The organism is Flavobacterium sp. H122 (genome assembly GCF_004959765.1).
Classification (GTDB): domain Bacteria; phylum Bacteroidota; class Bacteroidia; order Flavobacteriales; family Flavobacteriaceae; genus Flavobacterium.
Map to the genome: position 1 here is coordinate 110,081 of NZ_SJZD01000001.1, position 22,119 is coordinate 132,199.

At 32.0% G+C, this 22,119-nt stretch carries 21 protein-coding genes and 1 other RNA gene; 12 read left to right on the forward strand and 10 right to left on the reverse strand.

Going from position 1 to position 22,119, the window contains the following annotated elements:
• The first annotated feature begins 225 nt into the window (after nucleotides 1–225).
• Nucleotides 226–1,629: a thioredoxin-like domain-containing protein gene (locus EZM65_RS00590; protein WP_136666576.1), complete on the forward strand. Its 1,404-nt coding sequence runs from the start codon at nucleotides 226–228 to the stop codon at nucleotides 1,627–1,629.
• Nucleotides 1,630–1,707: 78 nt separating this feature from the next.
• Here EZM65_RS00590 and fsa read toward each other — a convergent pair whose 3' ends face one another.
• From fsa to ffs, 4 genes are all read right to left on the reverse strand, one after another.
• Nucleotides 1,708–2,364 carry a fructose-6-phosphate aldolase gene (fsa, locus tag EZM65_RS00595; RefSeq protein WP_136666577.1) on the reverse strand — a complete coding sequence of 219 codons (657 nt, stop codon included), beginning with the start codon at nucleotides 2,362–2,364 and terminating at the stop codon, nucleotides 1,708–1,710.
• A 75-nt stretch (nucleotides 2,365–2,439) separates the two neighbouring features.
• A complete protein-coding gene (locus EZM65_RS00600; protein WP_136666578.1) occupies nucleotides 2,440–3,243 on the reverse strand; it encodes an SDR family oxidoreductase in 804 nt (267 codons plus the stop codon).
• 47 nt (nucleotides 3,244–3,290) lie between these two features.
• Nucleotides 3,291–4,283, reverse strand: a complete 993-nt coding sequence (locus EZM65_RS00605; RefSeq protein ID WP_136666579.1) for an enolase C-terminal domain-like protein — start codon at nucleotides 4,281–4,283, stop codon at nucleotides 3,291–3,293.
• Between the two features lie 93 nt (nucleotides 4,284–4,376).
• Nucleotides 4,377–4,475, reverse strand: an RNA gene (gene ffs, locus EZM65_RS00610) — signal recognition particle sRNA small type.
• 88 nt (nucleotides 4,476–4,563) lie between these two features.
• Between ffs and EZM65_RS00615 the strand changes: the two genes are divergently transcribed.
• Together EZM65_RS00615 and EZM65_RS00620 are read left to right on the forward strand one after the other, a co-directional pair.
• On the forward strand, nucleotides 4,564–5,631 hold the full coding sequence (locus EZM65_RS00615) for a glutaminyl-peptide cyclotransferase (protein ID WP_136666580.1): 1,068 nt from the start codon (nucleotides 4,564–4,566) through the stop codon (nucleotides 5,629–5,631).
• A gap of 74 nt (nucleotides 5,632–5,705) precedes the next feature.
• Complete coding sequence (locus EZM65_RS00620; RefSeq protein ID WP_136666581.1) at nucleotides 5,706–6,422, forward strand: carboxypeptidase-like regulatory domain-containing protein; 717 nt, start codon at nucleotides 5,706–5,708, stop codon at nucleotides 6,420–6,422.
• A gap of 44 nt (nucleotides 6,423–6,466) precedes the next feature.
• Here EZM65_RS00620 and EZM65_RS00625 read toward each other — a convergent pair whose 3' ends face one another.
• The 6 genes from EZM65_RS00625 to EZM65_RS00650 all read right to left on the reverse strand — a co-directional run bounded on the left by EZM65_RS00625 (nucleotide 6,467) and on the right by EZM65_RS00650 (nucleotide 15,235).
• Nucleotides 6,467–7,042 (reverse strand): hypothetical protein, encoded by a 576-nt coding sequence (locus EZM65_RS00625; RefSeq protein WP_136666582.1) that lies wholly within the window; start codon nucleotides 7,040–7,042, stop codon nucleotides 6,467–6,469.
• An 82-nt stretch (nucleotides 7,043–7,124) separates the two neighbouring features.
• A complete protein-coding gene (locus tag EZM65_RS00630) occupies nucleotides 7,125–7,493 on the reverse strand; it encodes a methylglyoxal synthase (RefSeq protein WP_136666583.1) in 369 nt (122 codons plus the stop codon).
• Nucleotide 7,494: 1 nt separating this feature from the next.
• Entirely contained in the window at nucleotides 7,495–8,346 is an 852-nt protein-coding gene (locus tag EZM65_RS00635) for an N-acetylglucosamine kinase (RefSeq protein ID WP_136666584.1), read from the reverse strand.
• A gap of 118 nt (nucleotides 8,347–8,464) precedes the next feature.
• The gene (gene gap / locus EZM65_RS00640) at nucleotides 8,465–9,472 is read right to left on the reverse strand and encodes a type I glyceraldehyde-3-phosphate dehydrogenase (RefSeq protein WP_136666585.1); all 1,008 of its coding nucleotides are present in this window, start codon (nucleotides 9,470–9,472) and stop codon (nucleotides 8,465–8,467) included.
• A gap of 105 nt (nucleotides 9,473–9,577) precedes the next feature.
• Complete coding sequence (gene pfkA / locus EZM65_RS00645) at nucleotides 9,578–10,564, reverse strand: 6-phosphofructokinase (protein ID WP_136666586.1); 987 nt, start codon at nucleotides 10,562–10,564, stop codon at nucleotides 9,578–9,580.
• Nucleotides 10,565–10,690: 126 nt separating this feature from the next.
• On the reverse strand, nucleotides 10,691–15,235 hold the full coding sequence (locus tag EZM65_RS00650) for a translocation/assembly module TamB domain-containing protein (RefSeq protein WP_248574799.1): 4,545 nt from the start codon (nucleotides 15,233–15,235) through the stop codon (nucleotides 10,691–10,693).
• A gap of 105 nt (nucleotides 15,236–15,340) precedes the next feature.
• Between EZM65_RS00650 and tsaD the strand changes: the two genes are divergently transcribed.
• The 9 genes from tsaD (at nucleotide 15,341) to EZM65_RS00695 (ending at nucleotide 22,105) form a co-directional block, all read left to right on the forward strand.
• The gene (tsaD, locus tag EZM65_RS00655) at nucleotides 15,341–16,363 is read left to right on the forward strand and encodes a tRNA (adenosine(37)-N6)-threonylcarbamoyltransferase complex transferase subunit TsaD (RefSeq protein WP_136666587.1); all 1,023 of its coding nucleotides are present in this window, start codon (nucleotides 15,341–15,343) and stop codon (nucleotides 16,361–16,363) included.
• 1 nt (nucleotide 16,364) lies between these two features.
• Nucleotides 16,365–17,069, forward strand: coding sequence for a 16S rRNA (uracil(1498)-N(3))-methyltransferase (locus EZM65_RS00660; RefSeq protein WP_136666588.1), 705 nt, complete (start codon nucleotides 16,365–16,367; stop codon nucleotides 17,067–17,069).
• Between the two features lie 3 nt (nucleotides 17,070–17,072).
• A complete protein-coding gene (locus EZM65_RS00665; protein WP_136666589.1) occupies nucleotides 17,073–17,714 on the forward strand; it encodes a DUF4159 domain-containing protein in 642 nt (213 codons plus the stop codon).
• 3 nt (nucleotides 17,715–17,717) lie between these two features.
• Nucleotides 17,718–18,221 carry a TrmH family RNA methyltransferase gene (locus tag EZM65_RS00670; protein WP_136666590.1) on the forward strand — a complete coding sequence of 168 codons (504 nt, stop codon included), beginning with the start codon at nucleotides 17,718–17,720 and terminating at the stop codon, nucleotides 18,219–18,221.
• A gap of 232 nt (nucleotides 18,222–18,453) precedes the next feature.
• The gene (locus EZM65_RS00675; protein WP_136666591.1) at nucleotides 18,454–19,404 is read left to right on the forward strand and encodes a zinc metalloprotease; all 951 of its coding nucleotides are present in this window, start codon (nucleotides 18,454–18,456) and stop codon (nucleotides 19,402–19,404) included.
• Nucleotides 19,405–19,581: 177 nt separating this feature from the next.
• Nucleotides 19,582–20,124 carry a helix-turn-helix domain-containing protein gene (locus tag EZM65_RS00680; protein ID WP_136666592.1) on the forward strand — a complete coding sequence of 181 codons (543 nt, stop codon included), beginning with the start codon at nucleotides 19,582–19,584 and terminating at the stop codon, nucleotides 20,122–20,124.
• A gap of 86 nt (nucleotides 20,125–20,210) precedes the next feature.
• Nucleotides 20,211–21,125: a hypothetical protein gene (locus tag EZM65_RS00685; protein ID WP_136666593.1), complete on the forward strand. Its 915-nt coding sequence runs from the start codon at nucleotides 20,211–20,213 to the stop codon at nucleotides 21,123–21,125.
• Nucleotides 21,126–21,186: 61 nt separating this feature from the next.
• Nucleotides 21,187–21,642: a nuclear transport factor 2 family protein gene (locus tag EZM65_RS00690; RefSeq protein ID WP_136666594.1), complete on the forward strand. Its 456-nt coding sequence runs from the start codon at nucleotides 21,187–21,189 to the stop codon at nucleotides 21,640–21,642.
• A 202-nt stretch (nucleotides 21,643–21,844) separates the two neighbouring features.
• Nucleotides 21,845–22,105, forward strand: coding sequence for a hypothetical protein (locus tag EZM65_RS00695; RefSeq protein WP_136666595.1), 261 nt, complete (start codon nucleotides 21,845–21,847; stop codon nucleotides 22,103–22,105).
• Nucleotides 22,106–22,119: the final 14 nt, after the last annotated feature.

Genomic DNA, 22,119 nt, shown 5'->3' on the forward strand with positions numbered 1-22,119 from the left:
TTTATTTTTTTAAAGTGATGCAAAAGTACTGAATAGACTTCAGTTTTTAATAATTAGTTTGTAGATTTTTATAAATTGCGAAAAATATTACAAAATTGAAAGTTATGGATTGAGATATATCTAGTAGGTTTAGTGATAATCATTAATGTATAGTGAGTTTTAACTGTACATTAACAAGATTGTACAAATTATACGAATATATTTGCTTGTTGAAATTAGATAAGAATGATCGCCTATTTTAAAAAACTACTATTTCTGATTAGTATTCCTTCATCTCTCCTAGTAACTTCATGTGCCAATGTGATGAAAGGTGATGAGGATGCTGTATATTTTGGTGGTGAAATTATCAATCCGAATTCCAAGGAGGTGTATCTCTGCAAAGACAATGATATAATTGATACGATACCTTTGGACAAGAACAACCGCTTCTTGAAAAAATATGATACTCTTATTCCGGGAATGTACACTTTCCGTCATGATCCGGAATACCAATACATCTATTTTGAAAAAGGCGATAGTTTAATGATTCGTTTAAACACTCTGGAGTTTGACAATTCATTGGCTTTTTGCGGAAGAGGTGATGAAAAAAACAATTTCTTGATTGAGCTTTTTTTGAAAAACGAGGAAGAGAAAAATTCAAGTTTTGATATTTATGATTATGATTTAAAGAAATTTGAAGAAAAAATAGATAACGAATACAAATCAAAACAGGCATTTTACGAAAGAAGAAAAGGAGAAATTGACTGGGATGAAGATTTTGATCTGTATGCTAAATCTATGCTGGATTTTCCTTATTTAGCAAAAAAAGAAATGTATCCTATGGTGCATCAGTACAGAACAAATAAAGAAGTCTGCAAAGAATTACCAAAAAATTATTATGATTTTAGAAAAGAAATCGATTTCAATAAGGATAAGTTAACCCATTTTGCACCCTTTGTAGGTTATTTAACTTCTATGTTGAATAATATTACCTGTAAAATAACCTGTAAAAATAATGCCGATGGACTTATAGTTGAAAACAACATCAAAAAATTAAAAGTAGCCGATTCAATTTTCACGAATAAACCAATAAAAAATTCGGTGCTTCACAATATTGCTTTTATGTATTTGCTGGAAGATCAGAATACTGCCAATAATAAAACCTTTTTGGATTTATATTATAAGTTGTCTTCCGATAAAAAGAATAAAGAAAAAATAAAGAAAATTGCAACATCAATACAGGCACTGGCTAAAAGCAGATTTTTACCTCCTATTGAATTACTGCAAACTGATGGTAAAAAAACAAATACAGTAAAAACAAACGGTAAAAGGACAATAGTTTTTTTCTGGTCGTCTAAAGCAAAATCGCATTTGGAATTGTCGCATAAAAGAGTGGATGAATTACAGAAAAAATACCCGAACCTTAATTTTGTAGGGGTAAACATTCATGATACACCGGAAGACTGGAAAAAATTGCTTTCAAAGTATAATTTCAAAATAACCGAATTACATTCTAATAATTTTGAAGAGATTAAACAAAAGTGGGTTATTACCAAAAATCACAGAGCAATGTTACTGAATGAAGATGGAAGTATTAAAAATGCTTTCATTAGTTTGTTTGATGCTCAATTTGATGACTATCTGAAATAAAACTTAAACACCAAAACCAAACGAAAAAGCGGCTTTCTATTATTTTAGAAAACCGCTTTTTTATGTTAAAATATAATGTTATTTATTTCCTTTCTCGTAGTCAGCAATAAATTGTGCAATACCGATATCTGTCAAAGGATGTTTTAATAAACCTGTGATTGCTGATAAAGGTCCTGTCATAACATCTGCACCAATTTTAGCACAGTTTACAATATGCATTGTATGACGAACTGATGCCGCTAAAATTTGAGTTTCATAAGCATAATTGTCATAAATATCTCTGATCTCCTGGATTAAATTTAAACCGTCAGTTGAAACATCATCTAAGCGTCCTAAAAATGGAGAAACATAAGTCGCACCAGCTTTAGCAGCTAACAATGCCTGTCCTGCAGAAAATACTAAAGTCACGTTTGTTCTGATTCCTTTGTCTGAGAAATATTTACAAGCTTTAACACCTTCTTTAGTCATTGGCAGTTTTACAACAATCTGATCGTGTAATTCAGCCAGCTCCTCACCTTCTTTAACCATTCCTTCAAAGTCAAGCGCATTAACTTCTGCACTTACATCACCTTCTACAATATTGCAGATATCAACATAGTGTTTTAAGATATTATTTTTTCCGGTGATACCTTCTTTTGCCATTAATGAAGGGTTCGTAGTAACTCCATCAAGTATTCCTAAAGCCTGCGCTTCTCTGATTTGTTCTAAATTAGCTGTGTCAATAAAAAATTTCATCTGTCTGTATTTAAAATAGTTGTGTTTTTATGATTAATATCTATTTGGTTGGGGAACTCTTTCGAAAGTGCAAAATTACAATTTATAATGATTCATCAGCATTTTTTCATATACTTTATCAGGCAATGTTCTTTTTAGAACAACAGAAAATTTCTGCATAAAAGCGCCCACTTTATAGTGAATTTTTGGCTTTGATGTATTGATAATTTTATAAACTGCCTCAGCCATCTCTATAGGATTACTGCCTGAATCAACGTGTGTGTTCATTGCAGCCAGAGTATTGCCATAAACCTCTTCATAAGCAGAACCTTTTATAACAGGTGCATGATAACGGCCTGCTGCAATATTGGTTGCAAAATCTCCCGGCGCTATATTAGTAATTTCAACACCAAATTGCTTCGTTTCCATCCGAAGTGCTTCAGTCACCAGCTCTAAAGCTCCTTTTGATGCTGAATATATTCCGCGATATGGCAATCCCATATAACCTGCAATTGAAGTTATATTGATTATTAATCCCGAATTTTGACTGCGCATATGCGGTAAAACAGCTTTCATTACTTCAATAGGACCAAAGAAATTTGTTTCAAAATTATTACGCATTTCATCTGTTGGAATTTCTTCAATAGGACCAGTGATTCCAACTCCGGCATTGTTTATCAAAACATCAATTCTACCTGATTTTGCAATTACTTCTGCAACAGCTTTATAAATAGATTCACTGTTTCTGACATCAAGTGCTATCAAAGGAATTTTAGAGTTTTGAACTTTTTCAGGATTACGGCTTGTTCCATAAACGGTATATCCTTTATCCTGCAGGAACTCCCCTATTGACTTTCCTATTCCTGATGAACCACCAGTTATTATTACTACTTTATTCATAATTTATTTTAAGATCAATATTCAATTCCTATGACAAAATTGAATGTTTATAATAATTTTATTCCTAATCCAGGTTTTTCAGAGATTTCTATTTTTCCGTTTATGATTTGGCTTCCACATGCAATCTCCTGTGCTATAAGATTTGCTCCGTCCAAATCACAATAATCAGCTAATGGTGCTAAAACTGCCCCTGCTGAAATTCCCACAGTCGATTCGGTCATGCATCCAATCATAATTTTATAATTTAATTTTCTGGCTTCTTTTATTATGTTTAATGCAGGAGTCAATCCTCCGCATTTAACCAACTTTATATTAATGCTTCTATAATAGGAGTGTAAAGAAACTAAATTATTCTCGTTTTGAAAATCTTCATCGGCCATCCAATTTGCAAATTTATCTCTGGACAAACCAGTGAAATTTTTAACCGGCATTGGCTGTTCCAAATATGTGAATTTAGAAGCAGATTTTTGATTTTGAATCCAGCGGCAATCTTCAAGAGTAAAGCTAGCATTGGAATCAAGAGCAATGTCTTTTCCCAAATCAGACAGCTTATAAAAAGATTCTTTATCCAAACCTTTACATTTTACCTTAAACTTATTCCAGGATGATTTCTCTATCTTCTTTATTTGTTCTTCAGCTGTGGCAATACTTATTGTTATCGAAGACTCAGGAATACTCCTGAAATCTATTTTATTCAGTTCCAAAAAGCTTCTGTTTTCCAACTTCCCGTATAAATCCCAATAGGCACAATCTAGCGCTGAAGTTATAAATGAACTTAAATGCATTTTATTTACATTAAAATAAAAATGCTGCGGTTCAGTTATTTGTTGATTTTCAATTAAAGCTTTACTTCTTGTTAATTGATTGATCAAATCATCTAAGTCAATTCCATAATAATCAATCGCTGTACATTCACCGTAACCTAAAAAGCCTTTATATTCTAATGTTACAATCAGAGCTTCCCTAAAGGAATAATCACCATAGGATATTGAAAAAGTTTCTTTAAGAGGAAGTTTGACCTTTTGCCAAGTGAGCTTCATTTGGAATAATTTGGTCTAAAAATAAAAAATCTCCTTATAATAATGGAGATAATGAGTTAAAAAGATTGCTTCACTTTGTTCGCAAAGACTAAAAAATGGCAAGCGACCTACATCGCACCGCTACAACCGCATACCTTTGCTGCGTTCCCACCCTGGAGGAGTCTGCAGGAGCTGGTCGTGTAGGACTTGCCGGTGCAAATATACAATCTTTTTGTATTTTTACAAGCGCATTTGAAAATGTAAATGCCTTTTGTATATTGTATCTGTAAAAAAATTACCAATGAAAAAATATAATCTTCTCGCTATCACTTCTTTACTGCTACTGGGAGCAAGCTGTGATGGTGGTAAAAAAAATTTATTTTCTTTTGATGAGTCTAAATTTAAAGCCATGTATCACACTGGTGACGAAATTTCATTAGAAATTACAAACAAAAACGAAAAGACAATAGACTCTGTTGCCTATTTTAATAACGAAAAAAGGATAGGTTCTGTAAAAGGAAATTCATCTTTAAATTATAAAATAGATGTTGAGAAATTAGGTTACCAAAATCTGAAAGCTGTAGTTTATTTTGAAGGAGAACAGCAGGAAACCACTTCAAGAATTGAATTAGTAGCTTCAGTGGAACCAAAATTGTTGACTTATACAATAGTGGCGACTTATCCTCATGACATCAAAGCCTATACACAAGGATTAGAGTTTTTTAACGGCACTTTATTGGAAGGAACTGGAAATGGTGCAGGGAATTCAACTGGAGAACGCGGTATGTCAAGTTTACGTAAAACCGATTACAAAACCGGTAAAGTTTTGAAAAAAGTTGAACTTGGGGCTGATTATTTTGGTGAGGGTATTACAGTTTTAAATAACAAAGTTTACCAATTAACCTGGTTAAACAACGAAGGTTATGTGTATGATGCTAATACCTTCAAAAAAGAAAAAACATTTAAATACATCAAAAAAATGGAAGGCTGGGGTCTGACTAATGACGGAAAAAATATTTACATGACTGACAGTTCAGAAAAAATCAGCATTATAAATCCTGAGAATTTCTCGGAAGTTGATCACATAAACGTTTATACCAATAGTACTAAAGTACCGGCAGTAAATGAATTGGAATGGGTTGACGGAAAAATTTACGGTAATATTTATCAAAAAGACGCAATTGCGGTAATAAATCCAAAAACAGGTGCTGTTGAAGCGGTTATTAATTTAAGTGATTTAAAAACAAAAATAACCCAGCATCCAGATGTTGATGTCCTTAACGGAATTGCTTACAATCCTGCAACCAAAACATTTTTTGTGACTGGTAAAAACTGGGATAAAATGTTTGAGATAAAAATTAGTCAATAATTTTATCACCTTCCAACCTTTTATAAAAAAATGGTCTCTATGTATATAAAGACCATTTTTTATTTATATAAGTTATGAAAAAACTACAATTATCGATACCGGAATCTTGTCACGAAAACTGGAATAAAATGACTCCTGTAGAAAAAGGAAGATTTTGTGATGCCTGCCAAAAGAAAGTTCATGATTTTACAAAATCTACCGACAAAGAAATCATTAAAGCTTATGAAAGTGGCCAAAAACTTTGCGGACGATTTTTAAATACTCAACTGGATAGAGAATTAGTTATTCCTAAAGAGAAAAAATCAATTTGGTTAGCTACGGTATTTTTTGGTATAATTTCATTAACAAATAATAAAATGTTATCTCAGGAAAAACCAAAAACGGCACAAACAGATGTAAAGGAAGAAATACAGGGAGAAATAGTATATATTCCTCACAATAATGAACAAAAAGAAATTTCTGGTATTGTTAAAGATACATTTGGAAAAACACTTCCGGGTGTTTATATAATTATAAATGATTCAATTTTTAGAACCAAGACTGATTTAGGTGGAAAATTTTTAATAAAAGTAAAACAAGGAGATCAATTACTTTTTGATTATGGTGGATTTGAAACTCAAAACCTGAAAATTTTAAATTTTAAAAATTTAGAAATTATACTTAAAAAAGAGAATCTAAATTGTGAAACAAAAGAGTTTACTTTAGGAGGAGCTGTTGCAACTGGTGTTAAAATAAAAAAAAGAAATTTCCTTGGAAGAACTTTCCAAAAAATAGGAAACTGGTTTAGATAAAAAAGCGAAGTTAAAACTTCGCTTTTTTATCTAAATTGAACTGATTATTTTCTTACCGGTTCGTATTTTAAAGATTTTTCATTGTAGCTATACTTAGTTGATACTGCTTTATTGCTTAAAGTAAAATCACCGTTGTCTAATAACTTAAACTCAAAACCTTCATTGCGTTTTTTGTAAACGGTTTGAGAGGCTGTTTTTAAACGGTCTAAAAACTCAGTTTCCGTAACATCAACTGCTTTATGGGTGTTTCCTACCAACAATGTTTTTGTAGAAGGATTCCAGATTTGATTTTCGGTTACAGCAGCCACTTCTTTCTTAACATTTGTGTCTGTTTTTTGTGTTTCATTCCAGGTTACACAATAAAATGTATTTGTTTTGATTTTAACAGGCGTTATTTTAACATTAGCCGGAATAAAACCAGCTCTGTTTTTTGTCAACAACATGCTGTCTTTTACAACAACCAGATATAAATCTTTCTTTTTGTTAAAAACAACCGAAGCATCACCTGATTTTGCTAATGCCGCCGACACAGTTTTTACAGGTTTAACCTTTTTCTTTTTCTTTTGACCGTAAGAAAGACTGACAGTCAGAATCATTAATAGCAATGCAATTTTTTTCATAATTATGGTAGTTATTTGGGATGACAATATATTAAAAATATCATTTAAAAAACAAAAACCGCGCCATAAAGCGCGATTTAATTTATTCTGCAATTGCATTAAGCAAAAGCTGTGCAGTTGCTTCATTTGTTGCTAACGGTATATTGTGTACGTCGCATATTCTAATCAGCATGTTGATATCCGGTTCATGAGGATGACTGCTCATAGGATCTTTAAAAAATAAGACCATTTTGCACTTTCCTTCGGCAACTCGGGCTGCTATTTGAGCATCTCCGCCAAGTGGCCCGCTAAGCATTTTTTTTACTTTAATTCCAGCACCTTCTGCTTTGCTTCCGGTAGTTCCGGTTGCAATGATTTTGATATTTTCTTTATGTAAAATATCCATATTTTTATTTAAAAACTGAACCATATCAGCCTTTTTGCCATCATGGGCTATTATTGCAATTTCCATTTTATTTATTCAATATATGATATTCAATTAAGCCATCAATTGGACGGCGCAATACATTTCCCAGCTGAATATCGTGCTTATCCAAAACACTTTTTAATTCATCTTTCAAATAGAAAGCGATTGATCCTATGAAATGTACCGGAACTTCTTTATAATTGTCAAATTGCTTGATATAGTTTTCCACAAATGCCTCCATTTCCTCAAAAATATACTGACGGCAAAATTCGGTGTCTTTGTGTTTGATTAAGAACTTTGCAAATGTAGCCAGATAAGCATTTGGATTAGGTTCTTTGTATAAATTATGCTTAACAGGATCAGGCTGTACATTATACGTTGTTTCGAATTCTTGTGCCAATTCTTTTGGCATTTTATTGAAATAATAGCCCCTTAATAAATGTCTTCCAAAACGATTTCCTGAACAATCATCCATTGCGATATATCCTAGGGACTGTACTTTTTGATGCAACACCTGTCCGTCAAAATAACTGCAGTTTGACCCTGTTCCTAAAATACTGACGATTGCTTTTTCTCCTTTAGGCGTTGTGGCATACACTGCGGCGTAAGTATCTTCGTGAACGGTTACTTTTGCATTTTTAAAATATTCCTGAAACACTTCAGTTAAAAAGTTTTTCATTCTATCGGTGCCACAACCTGCTCCATAAAAAAACAAATGTGATACTTGTTCTTTATTGTGGGAAATATCAAATCGGTCTTCCAACCTGATTATAATTTCGTCTTTTGATAAAACTTCTGGGTTTAATCCTAATGATTGTGTGGTGAACAATACTTTTCCGGCATCGTCTATGGAAATCCAATCGGCTTTTGTAGAACCGCTATCTACTAGTAATTTCATTTAGATTTTTAGATTTTTAGATTTTTAGATTTTAGACGATAATCATAAAACCTAAAAAGGATTTTTAACATAAAAAAAATCCCGCTAATGTAAATTAACGGGATGCTAAATATAGCAATTATTTTAAACCTGATACGTGAACAGCTAAATCAATTAATTTACTTGAATAACCGTATTCGTTATCGTACCAGGATACTAATTTGAAGAATGTTGAGTTTAATCCGATACCTGCTTTAGCATCTACAATAGAAGTACGTGAATCGCCTAAAAAGTCCTGAGAAACCACATCATCTTCTGTAAATCCTAAAATTCCTTTCATTGAAGTTTCAGAAGCATTTTTAAGAACCGACATGATTTCGTCGTAAGTAGTTTCTTTAGCCAGTTTTACTGTCAGATCCACTACAGAAACGTCTGCTGTAGGCACACGCATTGACATACCTGTAAGTTTTCCGTTTAAATCCGGGATTACTTTCCCTACAGCTTTTGCCGCACCGGTTTGAGATGGAATAATATTGATTAATGCTGAACGGCCACCACGGAAATCTTTTCTTGAAGGCCCATCAACCGTTAATTGAGTAGCTGTTGTAGCATGGATAGTTGTCATTAATCCTTCTACAATTCCGAAATTATCATTAATAACTTTAGCTAAAGGTGCTAAACAGTTTGTTGTACATGATGCGTTAGATACAATTTTATCATTTGCTGTTGCTTTTTCATGGTTAACTCCCATAACAAACATAGGCGCATCTGCAGAAGGTGCTGAAATTACAACTTTCTTAGCTCCTCCGTCTAAATGTGCTTGTGCAGTTTCTAATGTTGTAAAAATACCTGTACATTCTGCTACAACATCAACATCTACTGATGCGTCGTCCCATTTGATTAATTTAGGATCTCTCTCGGCAGTAACACGAATGTATTTATCGTTTATATATAATTTTCCTTCTTTTACTTCTACTTTTCCATTAAAACGACCATGAACTGAATCATATTTTAATAAATATGCTAAATGCTCAACGTCTAATAAATCGTTGATAGCAACTACTTCTACATTATTTCTGTTAAATGTTTCTCTAAAAACAATACGGCCAATACGACCAAAACCATTAATTCCTAATCTTACTTTCATATTCATTTTTTCTTTAGGCTTTAAGCTTTAGGCTTTAAGCTGTTATTTTAATTTGGGATTTTATTCTAAACCTGGCTTACAGCTTATTGCTTAAAGCCTAATGCGTTACGTAGACATTATATCTGATACCCGTAGTAATTCTTCGTCTATTTTTGAGCTTCCTTTTATAGCTTGTTCTAAAGGAGTCAATGATACTTTATCCTGGTACAAACCTACCATGAAGTTAGATTTACCTTCCAATAATGACTCAACTGCTCTGACTCCTAAACGTGATGCCAACACTCTATCAAAACATGAAGGTGAACCGCCGCGCTGCATGTGTCCTAAAACAGAAACACGTACATCATATTCTGGCAAATTTTCTTCTACATATTCTTTGAGTTCGAATACGTTTTTGCCTATTTTATCTCCTTCAGAAACTACTACAATACTTGATGATTTACCCGAAGCTTTGCTTTTTTGCAATGATTCCAAAAGGCGTTCCAGACCTAAGTCTTCTTCAGGAATAAGGATTTCCTCTGCTCCTGCACCAATACCTGCGTTCAGGGCAATATGTCCGGCATCACGTCCCATTACCTCCACAAAAAACAAGCGGTTGTGTGAACTGGCGGTGTCACGGATTTTATCAATAGCTTCTACAACAGTATTCAAAGCGGTATCGTAACCTAAAGTATGGCTGGTGCCGAAGATGTCATTGTCAATAGTTCCCGGGATTCCCATTACCGGATATCCAAATTCATTATTGAATATTTCAGCTCCGGTAAATGTACCGTCACCGCCAATAACTACTAAGGCATCAATACCAGCACTTACAAGATTTTCATGGGCCTTTTTACGTCCTTCCGGAGTTCTGAAATCCATTGAACGTGCCGACTTTAAAATTGTTCCTCCTTTGTTTACTATATTGTTTACGGAGCGAGGTCCCATTTCTTTAAAATCACCTTCAATCATTCCCTGATAACCCCTGTAGATTCCTATACATTCCACATTATGATAAGCACATGTACGGACAACTGACCGAATGGCTGCATTCATTCCAGGGGAATCACCACCTGAGGTTAAAACCCCTATTTTTTTAATGTTTACTGACATTACAATATGTTTGATATCGTAAAGTTAGCAAAGAAAATTAGTAATAAATCAGTTAAATGTTAAAAAACCGAGGTTACGAAAATTTTCAAACGTTTTCGTTAATAAGTTTTTAAAAAATGAAGTAAATTAGTTTAAATCAGGGACTTTTTCTTCTTCCTCTTTTGGTTTTTCAGAAGATTTTTTCTGGCGTTGTTCCGTAAACTGGATGAACTCAGGAGATAAATCGGAGTCAGGAGTGTGATCATCTTTTTTATCTTGCTGATTTTGCTTTTTGGCTTTTTTTGAATTAAATACTTTATACATTAATTCTTTAAAAGTATTAAAATCAACTTCATAAGAAACCCCTATTCCTTGTGTATAACCTATACCACCTTCTCCTAAATAATTAATATCATTTTCACGGTTAAATACACGGGCTTTCAAAGTACCGTCTTCATTTAAACGAAGTTGCACTTCCACATCTCCAACCACTACTGATTCATTTAAACCTCCAACAGGCACCCCTAATTTTCCATTGACAGTAATTTTATCATTAATTTGAGTTGATAAAGTAAAGCCTACCCTCCCCCCCGTTACATTTTGAGGATTGGTTCTATCACTTTGCACATAATTTAATCCAATCTTAAATCGGTCATCATTTGCAAAAATATCTTCAAACAAACTATTAGCTCTTTCCAACAAGTTACCGGTAATGGCATTTTCAGCCACACCTTTATCTGATAAGAAACTTCCAGAAGAAAGCAAATAAATTGCCTGTGTTTGTCGAGTATCAGCGTCACTCAGTTTATAATCCAATTCTGAACGGAGTACAGAACTCACTGTTGGAAAATTAATAGAAATATCAGGTGTTGGATTTGTTAACTTATCTGTCAGTTTAATCACTACTTCTGTAGGTATTTTTTTATTAAAGTTTGGATTATCCAACAATACAGAAGGATTTGCTTCAGTTTTATAGATTGCTTCCATATTCAAGGTTGCATTAAGCGGGTCTCCATCCCATGAGATATACCCTCCTTTTTTTACATTGAATTTTTTATCAATTATACCTCCGTATTTGAAATTATAAACACCTTCGTAAACCTGAAAGTCTCCCCACATATTGAATTTTCCAAGCGTATTGATTTCCATTAACAAGGAACCGTTGCCTCGTCCTTTTAAACCATGTCCATTACTCTTATTAATGATAACTTCAATTTCAGCAACAGGAGTAATATTAAGTTCAAAGTTTAGTTCCAATCCGTTATAACTCCTCAATTCTTTAACGTTCTTATTTTGAGTCACTTTAGAATTTGTAAACTTTATATAGTCCTTTTCAGAAGTTGCTTCCTCATCACTAATTGGTATTTTTATTGAAGTTCCTTCGGCAGATGTTGCATTTACATTTATAACCAATCCATTTGTTGGGCCTTCAATTGTTGCGCTACCATTAATAAATGCTTTGCCATAATATAAAGCATCATCTCTGTCTTTAGTATCTAAAACGAGTATTTTGTCAGAATTAATATCAAAATTCAAATACCAGTCAGCCAGCTTGTTATGCTTAACAACACCGCTCATTTTCCCCGTTGTATTAAATTTTGAATCTATCAAACCGATATTTCTAAAAGAAAATTGATTTTCAGTAACATCAACCACCGAATTATTTGCAAAATTGTAATCTGTATTCAAATAAGGTATTTTAATTCCTGCCTTACTTAAATACAATCGGCCATTAATATCAGGGTCATCAATATCTCCTTCAATTTTTGCCGTACCGGAAGCTAATCCTCTGATATTTGTTATGACCTCTCCGCCCATTGGGGTAAAGAAAGACAAATCAAATTCATCGAGTCTCAAGTCTAAATCGAGTAACGTCTTTTTCCCTTCAATGGATACATTTCCATTTGCTGAAAATGACTCCAAATCTTTATTTTTAAGTACAGAATTGACTTTGAAATTTTTAAAAAGATCATCCCCTTTTACATTGACATCTAATTTACCGAGTACCAAATCATTTATACTCAAATCATCAATTGTCAATTCCGACGAGGGTTCATAAACTGAATTTCGTTGCTTAAAATCAACTAATCCATTTACTTTTCCTTTAAATCGCAGACTATCTACAGATGGTGTAATTTTATCAAGCTGAACATCTTTGAAGGATAATTGTAAGTCTTTATAGGTAGAATCACGAAGCATTCCGGCAAGTTCCATGACCTGATCATCGTGAGTCATAGAGATTTTTTCAATAGAAAAGTCGGTAAGCTTCTTATTAAAGACTATTTTGTTGTCTTTTGATTCATTTTCATTCAAGTACCATAAATAGTCTTTAAAATTAACCTCAGACTTTTTAATACCTACTACACTTTTATTATCCTTATCAATAGTATGATACAAGTTCAAGTTATAGAAATCTTTTCCTTTTTTTCCTCCTTTAAATTCTGTTCTAAAAAACAAAGTATCGTTTGCTGTAACATTAATCAAGCTCATATCAGAAACTTTATAGTACTTTGTTTTGATACTATCCATTACGATATAAGCGTTATATAAAGGATTTTTATTATCAATTTCTACATTAATATTATCAATTACATTGTCATATGCTTTGATATTAGGTGATTTAAAATTTAAACGAAACAATCCATCGTTTGAATCTATTTCCCCTTTCATAAAGGTATTTTCTCCTAATGAAATTTCAGGATAAAACACTTCCACCAACTTACTGTACACATTAAAGTCAAACTTCATAAATTGACCTTTACTTACTTTGTTTGGTGAATAGTTTGCATATAAGCTACCTAATGAATTTTCAATCAAATCAGGTAATTCTTTAAAGCTGAATTTTCCAACTATCTGCCCTTCAATAATATCAGGTGAATTTACTGTTATGGTACGCACACGATTTTCATCAAAGGATGATTTAACCATAAAATCATCAAAGAAATAGGTGTCTTTACTGTTCTCGTAAGATGTCTTATTTATATAAACATCACCATATAAATTATCAATACTGTTTCCTTTTAAATCCATTATAACATCACCTCTAAATACAGAAGTTTCATCAGCGGTATAAAGATTTAATCGTTTTAGATTTGCGTATTCAACTTTTGCGTGGAAGTTATATTTATTTTCTTTTTTGCTTAAATCCAAAAATCCATCAAAATCCATGATTAAATTTGGATCATTAGCATTGATATTGCCTTGAAAAACCAATTTATTCATGGTTCCGTCAACCTCAATATTTTTATAGTTGTATTTATTATAATAAACACTGCCAACTTTCCCTTTGATTTTTGTATTCAGGTATTTTTCTTTAAAACCACGTCCGTCTACATCAAAATCCAAATTAACAACTCCTAAATCATTACGATTTAAAAATTTACCTAAATTAAAATTATTCAGTTTCACATTACCTTTATAGATGGCATTATCTATATTGTTAATGTTTGACATTGCTAGTTTCGACTTAACATTTCCAAGGATTGTATTTATATCGACATCAGCTTTTACATTTCTTAAATCAACTTCCGCTTCACCTGAAGCGGTAAATCGACCCAATTTTTTAAAGTTGGTTGGAAGGTTTTTTTCAAGAATATTTGGTAAAATCTTAACTAAATTATCATAGGTTGAAGTAACTTTAGAAAACTTCCCTTTTATGTAATACGAATTCTTTTGCTTTGAGAATAAATTTTTAAATCTGAAATCACCTCTAATTTCAGAACCTCTTTCATCAATCAGAACGAGTTTTTTAGTATTGAAATCATTTAAAGCTCCTAATAACCTACCTTTTATATCAAATTGCTGATTTTTACCAAACTCTCCATAATATTTATTCATATCATTAGAAGAAATCAAACCTTTTCCAATACGAACGTCAAAAATTACTTTGTTATTAAAATCAGAAAAATCCTTACGGTTATAACGCAGTTCTATATCGCCTGATAAATTAGATTCTGGAGTTTTTAAATCTAAATTGGCTAAATGAATATTTTTCTTAGTATATGTAAAATCAGAAGCCAAATCATCAACTACCAGTCCCCTATTATCAATAAAAGACATTTCTTTTATTTTAGTGGTAACATCAGGACCTAAAATTTTTAAATCAGAGGCTTCAGCATTTAATCTTTTAGCACCAAAAACAAGAGGCTCTCTAGCATTATGATCAATGAAAGAAAATTCACTATTCATTATATGAGCTTCTTTTATAGTCATTAAAAATTTCTTTTTTGACTTTGACGGTTTCCCATCATCAAAAAGAGCAATGAACTTATCAAGATTAGTATCTTTTTCCCCTTTATAATTTATAACTTTGAACCTTAAACCATCGAGACGCACTTCTCCAAAATGCAAATCACCATCAATCATTTTTTTATAATCGAGAATATTGGTTTTTAAAACATTGATGTTAAATAGTGTGTCTTTTTTATAATCTCTAACTAAAACTTTTTTAAGTTTTACACCACCAAAAATGGTAAAACTAGCTTCCTGGACCGTTATATCGGTTCCAAATTCTTTATTCAGCTGTTCTGTGGCATATTGGCCTAAACGGGTTTGAACCGAAGGCATATTGAGAGCAATGCCAATTAAAAGCAACAACAAGACAAGGACAAGAATGAAATACATCTTGAATTTTAAAATCCTCACCCAAAGACTTTTTTTCTTGCCTTTTTTTTCTTCTAATTGCTCTTCCAAAGGGGTTCTTTTTATGACCTAAATTTTAGTAACTTTGTCATCGGTTGTAAAAATAGGCTTTTCATCTGTTTTATACAACTTATCACACAAATTCCATGCCTTAAAATGAATAAGAAAAACGTATATATTTTAGCCATTGAAAGTTCTTGTGATGATACTGCCTGTGCTATTTTAGAAAATGACAAAATGCTTTCTAATGTTGTAGCCCGACAAAGTATTCATGAGGAATATGGAGGTGTTGTTCCTGAATTAGCATCCAGAGCACACCAACAAAACATTGTACCTGTTGTTGATGTAGCACTAAAAAAAGCAGGCATTACTAAAGAACAGCTTTCTGCAATTGCATTTACACAAGGTCCAGGACTTATGGGGTCTTTATTAGTCGGTAGTTCATTTGCCAAAAGCATGTCTATGGCATTAAACATTCCGCTTGTTGCTGTAAATCATATGCATGCGCATATTTTGGCTCACTTTATAGATGAGGAAGGTTTTGACAAACCCGAATTTCCTTTTTTAGCTTTAACCATTTCCGGCGGACACACACAAATTGTCAAAGTAAAAAGTTTTTTTGACATGGAGATTATTGGCGAAACCACCGATGATGCAGTAGGCGAAGCTTTTGACAAATCGGCTAAAATATTAGGACTACCCTACCCAGGAGGTCCTTTAATTGACAAATATGCTCAATTGGGGAACCCTAGACGTTTTGAATTCACTAAACCAAAGGTTGAAGGATTGGATTTCAGTTTTAGCGGATTAAAAACACAAATATTGTATTTTATTCAGCGAAATGTAAAAGAGAATCCTAATTTTATTGAAGAGAATCTAAATGATATATGCGCTTCTATTCAGTTTATCATTATCAAAATTTTGATGGATAAAATCAAAGAAGCTTCAATTCAAACGGGAATTAAACAAGTTGCAATTGGTGGCGGTGTTTCTGCCAATTCCGGAATACGAAATGCGATAAAAGAAGCCGAAACAAAATTTGGCTGGAAAACTTTTATTCCTAAATTTGAATACACTACAGATAATGCAGGAATGATAGGCATTGTTGGATACTATAAATATTTGGAAAATCATTTTAGTGATGCTTCTGTAACTTCAAAAGCAAGAATAGAATTTTAATATGCAGTTATTTTACACTCTTGAAATAAATTCAGCAACATCTGAATTCTCATTTGATAAAGAAGAAAGCAAACATATAGTTAAAGTATTACGCAAAAAAGAAGGCGATATTTTGCATGTTACCAATGGATTAGGTTTTTTATTTATCACGGAAATAATTTTAGCTTCAGAAAAAAAATGTACAGTTAAAATTAATTCAACTGAAGAATATCATAAAACTGATTTCTATTTGCATCTGGCTGTCGCTCCTACAAAAATGAACGAGCGTTACGAGTGGTTTTTAGAGAAAGCTACAGAAATAGGTATTCATGAGATAACACCTATTATATGTGATCATTCCGAAAGAAAAATAATCAAGACTGAGCGTTTTGATAAAATCATTCAATCAGCAATGAAACAATCCAATCAGTTTTATTTACCAAAATTGAATAATCCTGTTTCATTTAAAGATTTTATTAATCAAGAACATTCGGGAGAATTATTAATAGCACACTGTGAAGAAACACAAAAAAGACTCTTAAAAGAAGTCTTAAAGCCAAAAGAAAAATACACAATACTTATAGGACCTGAAGGTGATTTTTCTGAAAAGGAAATCACATCAGCAATTCAAAATAAATTTATTCCTGTATCTTTAGGTAATACTAGATTACGAACTGAAACGGCAGCCATTGTAGCTTGCCACAGTGTAATTTTTGCAAATGAATAACTTATGAAACGAATTGCTCTATATTTAATACTACTGATTTGGAATTTTGGATTTTCTCAAGAAATTGCCTTGTTAAAATACAACGGTGGCGGTGACTGGTATGCCAACCCTACTTCCCTACCTAATTTAATTAAATTCTCAAATCAAAATATCAACACAAGAATAAAGCAAAAACCCGCAACAGTTTCACCAGGAAGTGCTGATATTTTTTCTTATCCTTTTATTCATATGACCGGACATGGAAATGTGATTTTCAATGATCAGGAAGCCGAAAATTTACGTAATTATCTGACTGCTGGAGGTTTTTTACATATTGATGACAATTACGGTATGGATAAATATATCCGTAATGAGATAAAAAAATTATTTCCAAACAGTTCTTTATTGGAAATACCGGTTTCACATCCTATTTTCCAGAAGCCTTACACTTTTGCGTCCGGCTTGCCAAAAATTCACGAGCATGACCGAAAGCGCCCGCAAGCCTTCGGTATATTCATTAATAATAAATTAGCACTGCTATACACTTACGAATGTGACTTGGGTGATGGCTGGGAGGACTATGAAGTGCATAACAACCCTAAAGAAGTCCGTGAAAAGGCATTAAAAATGGGTGCAAATATCTTAAATTACGTTTTCAATAATTAAACATTGGAACAACTTACTCATTATACTACTTCATTTGAATCAAAACAATTCCCGATTACGGTAATTTGTGACGAAGTTTATTTTCAGGACAACATCGGCAGTATTTTCAGAATATGTGATGCTTTTGGTGTGGAAAAAATCATTTTTACAGGCAATGATTTTGTTTTTTCTGAAAGAAAAATAAACAAAACTTCAAGAAGCACCCATAAAAGACTCCCTTATGAAATCATCAAAGATAAGAGCGATGTTTTAAAATTTCTTAAAAAATCAAATTCAGAAATTCTGATTTTAGAAATCACTTCAACAAGCAAACCTATCACCTCTTTAAATTTTGATATTTCCAAACCGGTAATACTTATAATTGGGAATGAAATAAACGGTGTCTCAAATGAACTTCTTTCAACTTACAATAATTGTTACCACATCAATATGTTTGGTAAAAACAGCAGTATGAATGTAGTCCAGTCACTAGCTATTGCTTTGCATGAAGTAACTAAATTATTATAAAACAACATTTTAACAATTATCAAAAATCAGCAATTATCCAAAAATTAGTGATTTAACAATTTTTTACTGATTCTTTTACATTAAAACCATTGATTTTGTAGGAATTGTTAAATTAAAGTAAAAAAAACTTTACTATTTTTTTAAAAATATTTTTTTCTTTAAAAATAAATTTATAGTATTGCGACATATTTCTCGAAAAAATTAATAATTTATTAACCAAACCAAACAAATCATGAAAAAATTATTGTTGTCAGCTTCAGCTGCACTAATGATGTTCTCTTGTCAAAAGGACGAAACTACTAACACACAAGTTGACGCTGCAGCTCACAGAGGTTGTGCTTCACACGAAGTTTTAGAAAGACAAATGCAGGAAGATCCAGCTTTAGCGTCAAGAATGGCTAGCATTGAAAATTTCACAAATGAAGCTATCAAATCTGGTCGTTTAGTAAACGGTGTAATTGAAATCCCAGTTGTATTCAACGTTCTATACAGAACAGCAGCTGAAAACATTTCTTTAGCACAATTACAATCTCAAATTGATGTGTTAAATGCTGACTATTCAGCAACTAATTCAGATTACAACACTGCAAACAATCCTTATTCTGCAGTACGTAGTGGCGATTACGGAATTAGATTCGTTTTGGATCAAGTTATCCGTAAATCAACTACTAAAACATCTTGGGGAACTAATGATGTTATGAAAAATGCTAAAAGAGGTGGTATTGCTGCAACTTCTCCTACTACTAAATTAAACTTCTGGGTTTGTACAATTGGTGGTGGAATTTTAGGTTACGCTCAGTTCCCTGGAGGTTCAGCTTCAACTGACGGTATTGTTTGTGATAGCAAATACACAGGTTTATCAGGAAGTGCTAATGCTCCTTTCAACTTAGGTAGAACAGCTACTCACGAAGTTGGACACTGGTTAAACTTACGTCACATTTGGGGTGATGCTACTTGTGGTAATGACTTTGTTGCTGATACACCATTACATGATTCAGCTAACTATGGTGTTCCAGCTGTAGGTCACAGATCAACTTGTTCAGGTACTCCACTTGAAATGTATATGAACTATATGGATTATACTGATGACAGAGGAATGTATATGTTCTCTGCAGGTCAAAAAGACCGTTCTGCTGCAATATTTGTATCAGGAGGTGCAAGAAATTCTTTTGCTCAGCCATAAGATTTATTTCTAAATTGATAGAAAGCCGTCTCATAACCGAGACGGCTTTTTTTATGTTTTATTTATATTCTTGAATTAGATACTAAGAGATACAAATCTAAAATTTCATATTTTTTTCTTAAATATGCTAAACATTGTTACTTTAGTATCAGACAGAGATTTCTAACAGAATAATTGATGAAAAACAAATTAAAAGCTTTGAGGGAACATAAAAATTTGACTCAAAATGAGCTCGCAGAAAAGAGCGGCCTCTCATTGCGGACAATTCAGCGAATTGAAGCAGGTGGTGTATTCAAAGGACATACCTTGAAAACTATTGCACAAATACTGGAAATAGATACACAAGATTTATTTTTTACAGAAAATGGAAGACTTAATATTGAAAGAGCCAAGCTTATTAATCTTTCTGTGTTGTCCGGATTAATCATTCCGTTTGGAGGAATAGCAATTCCTTTGTACTTAACTTTTCTGACTAAGGATGAAAAAAATAAACAATTAGGTAAAAATATTGTAAGCATCCAAATTATTTTAGCAGCTGTTCTTTCTGTTTTATTAATAGCAAGTCCATTTATTCAGAAGACACTTTCAATTAAATTTCCTTTATTCATAATATTCCTAATTGCTTTTATATGTTTAAAAATAGGCGTTACTATTATAAATGGAATAAGCTTAAACAAAACAGACGATATTTATAATAAGCTAAAAATCAATCTCATATAAACTTAAAATAAAATTGTCGTAAAATTGGCGGTATGTTTTCGCAGGAGAATTTCTTTTCAATTCTTAAACTTGAAAAAAAATTAAATATGAAAACATTCAAAAGAATCGTGTTTGCTTTTCTGGCTTTAACAGCCCTATCAGCAGTTTTTGGTTATTTCTATTTCGACCGTAAATTTACTCCTGAAAAAAATTATCTGTCTGTAAAAAATCAAAGTGGAAAAGTACCTATAGTTTGGCAGGGAAGCAGCAAAAATGCAATGCTTATACCTATCAAGTTTGAGGGAGATACAGCCGAATATTTTTTACAATTTGATACAGGTTCCCCTTATACAGTATTCTATAAAAATTCAGCAGCAAAAATTCAACAAATCACTTTACACAAGCAAACTGCTAAAACTGGTTTTCTTATTGGCCGGACAAAAATTTTTTCAACTCATTTTAGAATAATAGATTATGGAGAAAAATTTAATAAAAATGATTCTGTTAGAATAATAGGCACGTTAGGTTCTGATATTCTGGAAAACAGAAAAACACTAATAAACTTTAAAGAAAACTTTATAGAATTCAATCTTAGTAAGCAACCCGAAGATGTTCAGAATAAACTTTTTGATTTTGAATTCAAAAAAAGAAAAATTATTATTCCAGGAATTCTAAAAGAAAAAGAAGGAGAATTTTTATATGACTCAGGAACCAGTGCTTATGAATTGTTGTCTGATAAAGAGACTTGGAATAATTTAAAAACAGCTGGCTCAAAAATAGTTGCTGAGAGAGCTAACTCCTGGCAAAATACACTTACTACTTATAGTGCAAAATCTGATATTCCAATAACATTCAACAAAAAAAATCTTCAAATAAAAGCAATTACTTATGTTGATGGGTTTTCAAAGACACAATACTTATTAATGAAATTTTCAGGAATGACTGGAATGCTTGGAAATAAATTCTTTTTAGAAAATACAATATATCTTGATTGTTCGGTAGAAAAAATAGCTATAGATTAATTGCAAAGCACTGAAATACAAGAGTTTTTACTTATATTTATTATTAATAAAACGACCAATTATGAAGCTTTCATTTATTATTTATCTATTTGCATCATTTCAAATGCTTGCTCAAAACGAAGATTTAAAACTAAAAGAAGAAATAAAAAGATTAGATTATGCTCATGCACGGGCTATATTTGAAGGCAATGCTGTTGCTCTCGATAGTTTAATGAATGATGACGTTACTGTAAATCATCCCACCAACAGAATCGTAAAAGAGAAAAAAGAATTGTTGGCTTTAATTAGGAAAGGAGTAATAAAATACACAACTTTTGAAAGAACTCCTGAAAAATTTTTGTTTTACAAGGATATGGTTGTTATTATGGGAAGTGAAATTGTTACACCTGCAAAAGGAGCTCCAAACGCAGGGAAAAAACTGCAAAGAAGATACACAAACATTTGGATGAAAAACAATAACAATAACAAGTGGCAATTATACATAAGACACGCTAATAATATATGTCCTAATAAATGAGTTTTTGGTAAAAGATAGCTAATTAGTTAAAATTTCCATTTTCTAACCAGATTACTTCGGAAATTTACAATTCTCTTAATAACAAGGTTTATTTTTTAAAACTTTTCTTATATTTTTTGATAGATTTGTCTTTAAAATAATAAAATTTAGGCAAAATATTTGGCATAACACACTAAAAATTTTAAAAAATAAAACTAATAGCATGAAAGCTGAAAACTTCGCAGAACTAACTGATAAAAAAATTTTGAATAAAATTAAAAACCTGAAAACAAACAAACTAATCGATGCCGCAATTGTTGGACTTACAATAGGAATTGTAATTTATAGTGTCGTAAAACATGGTTTTGGTTTTTTTACTTTCTTTCCACTTTTACTAACATATATGATTGTTAGAAATTCAAAAAACAATAAAATCTTAGAAGCAGAATTACAAAAGGTAATTGAATCGAGAAACACAAAATAAAAAAAGCCAGCTAT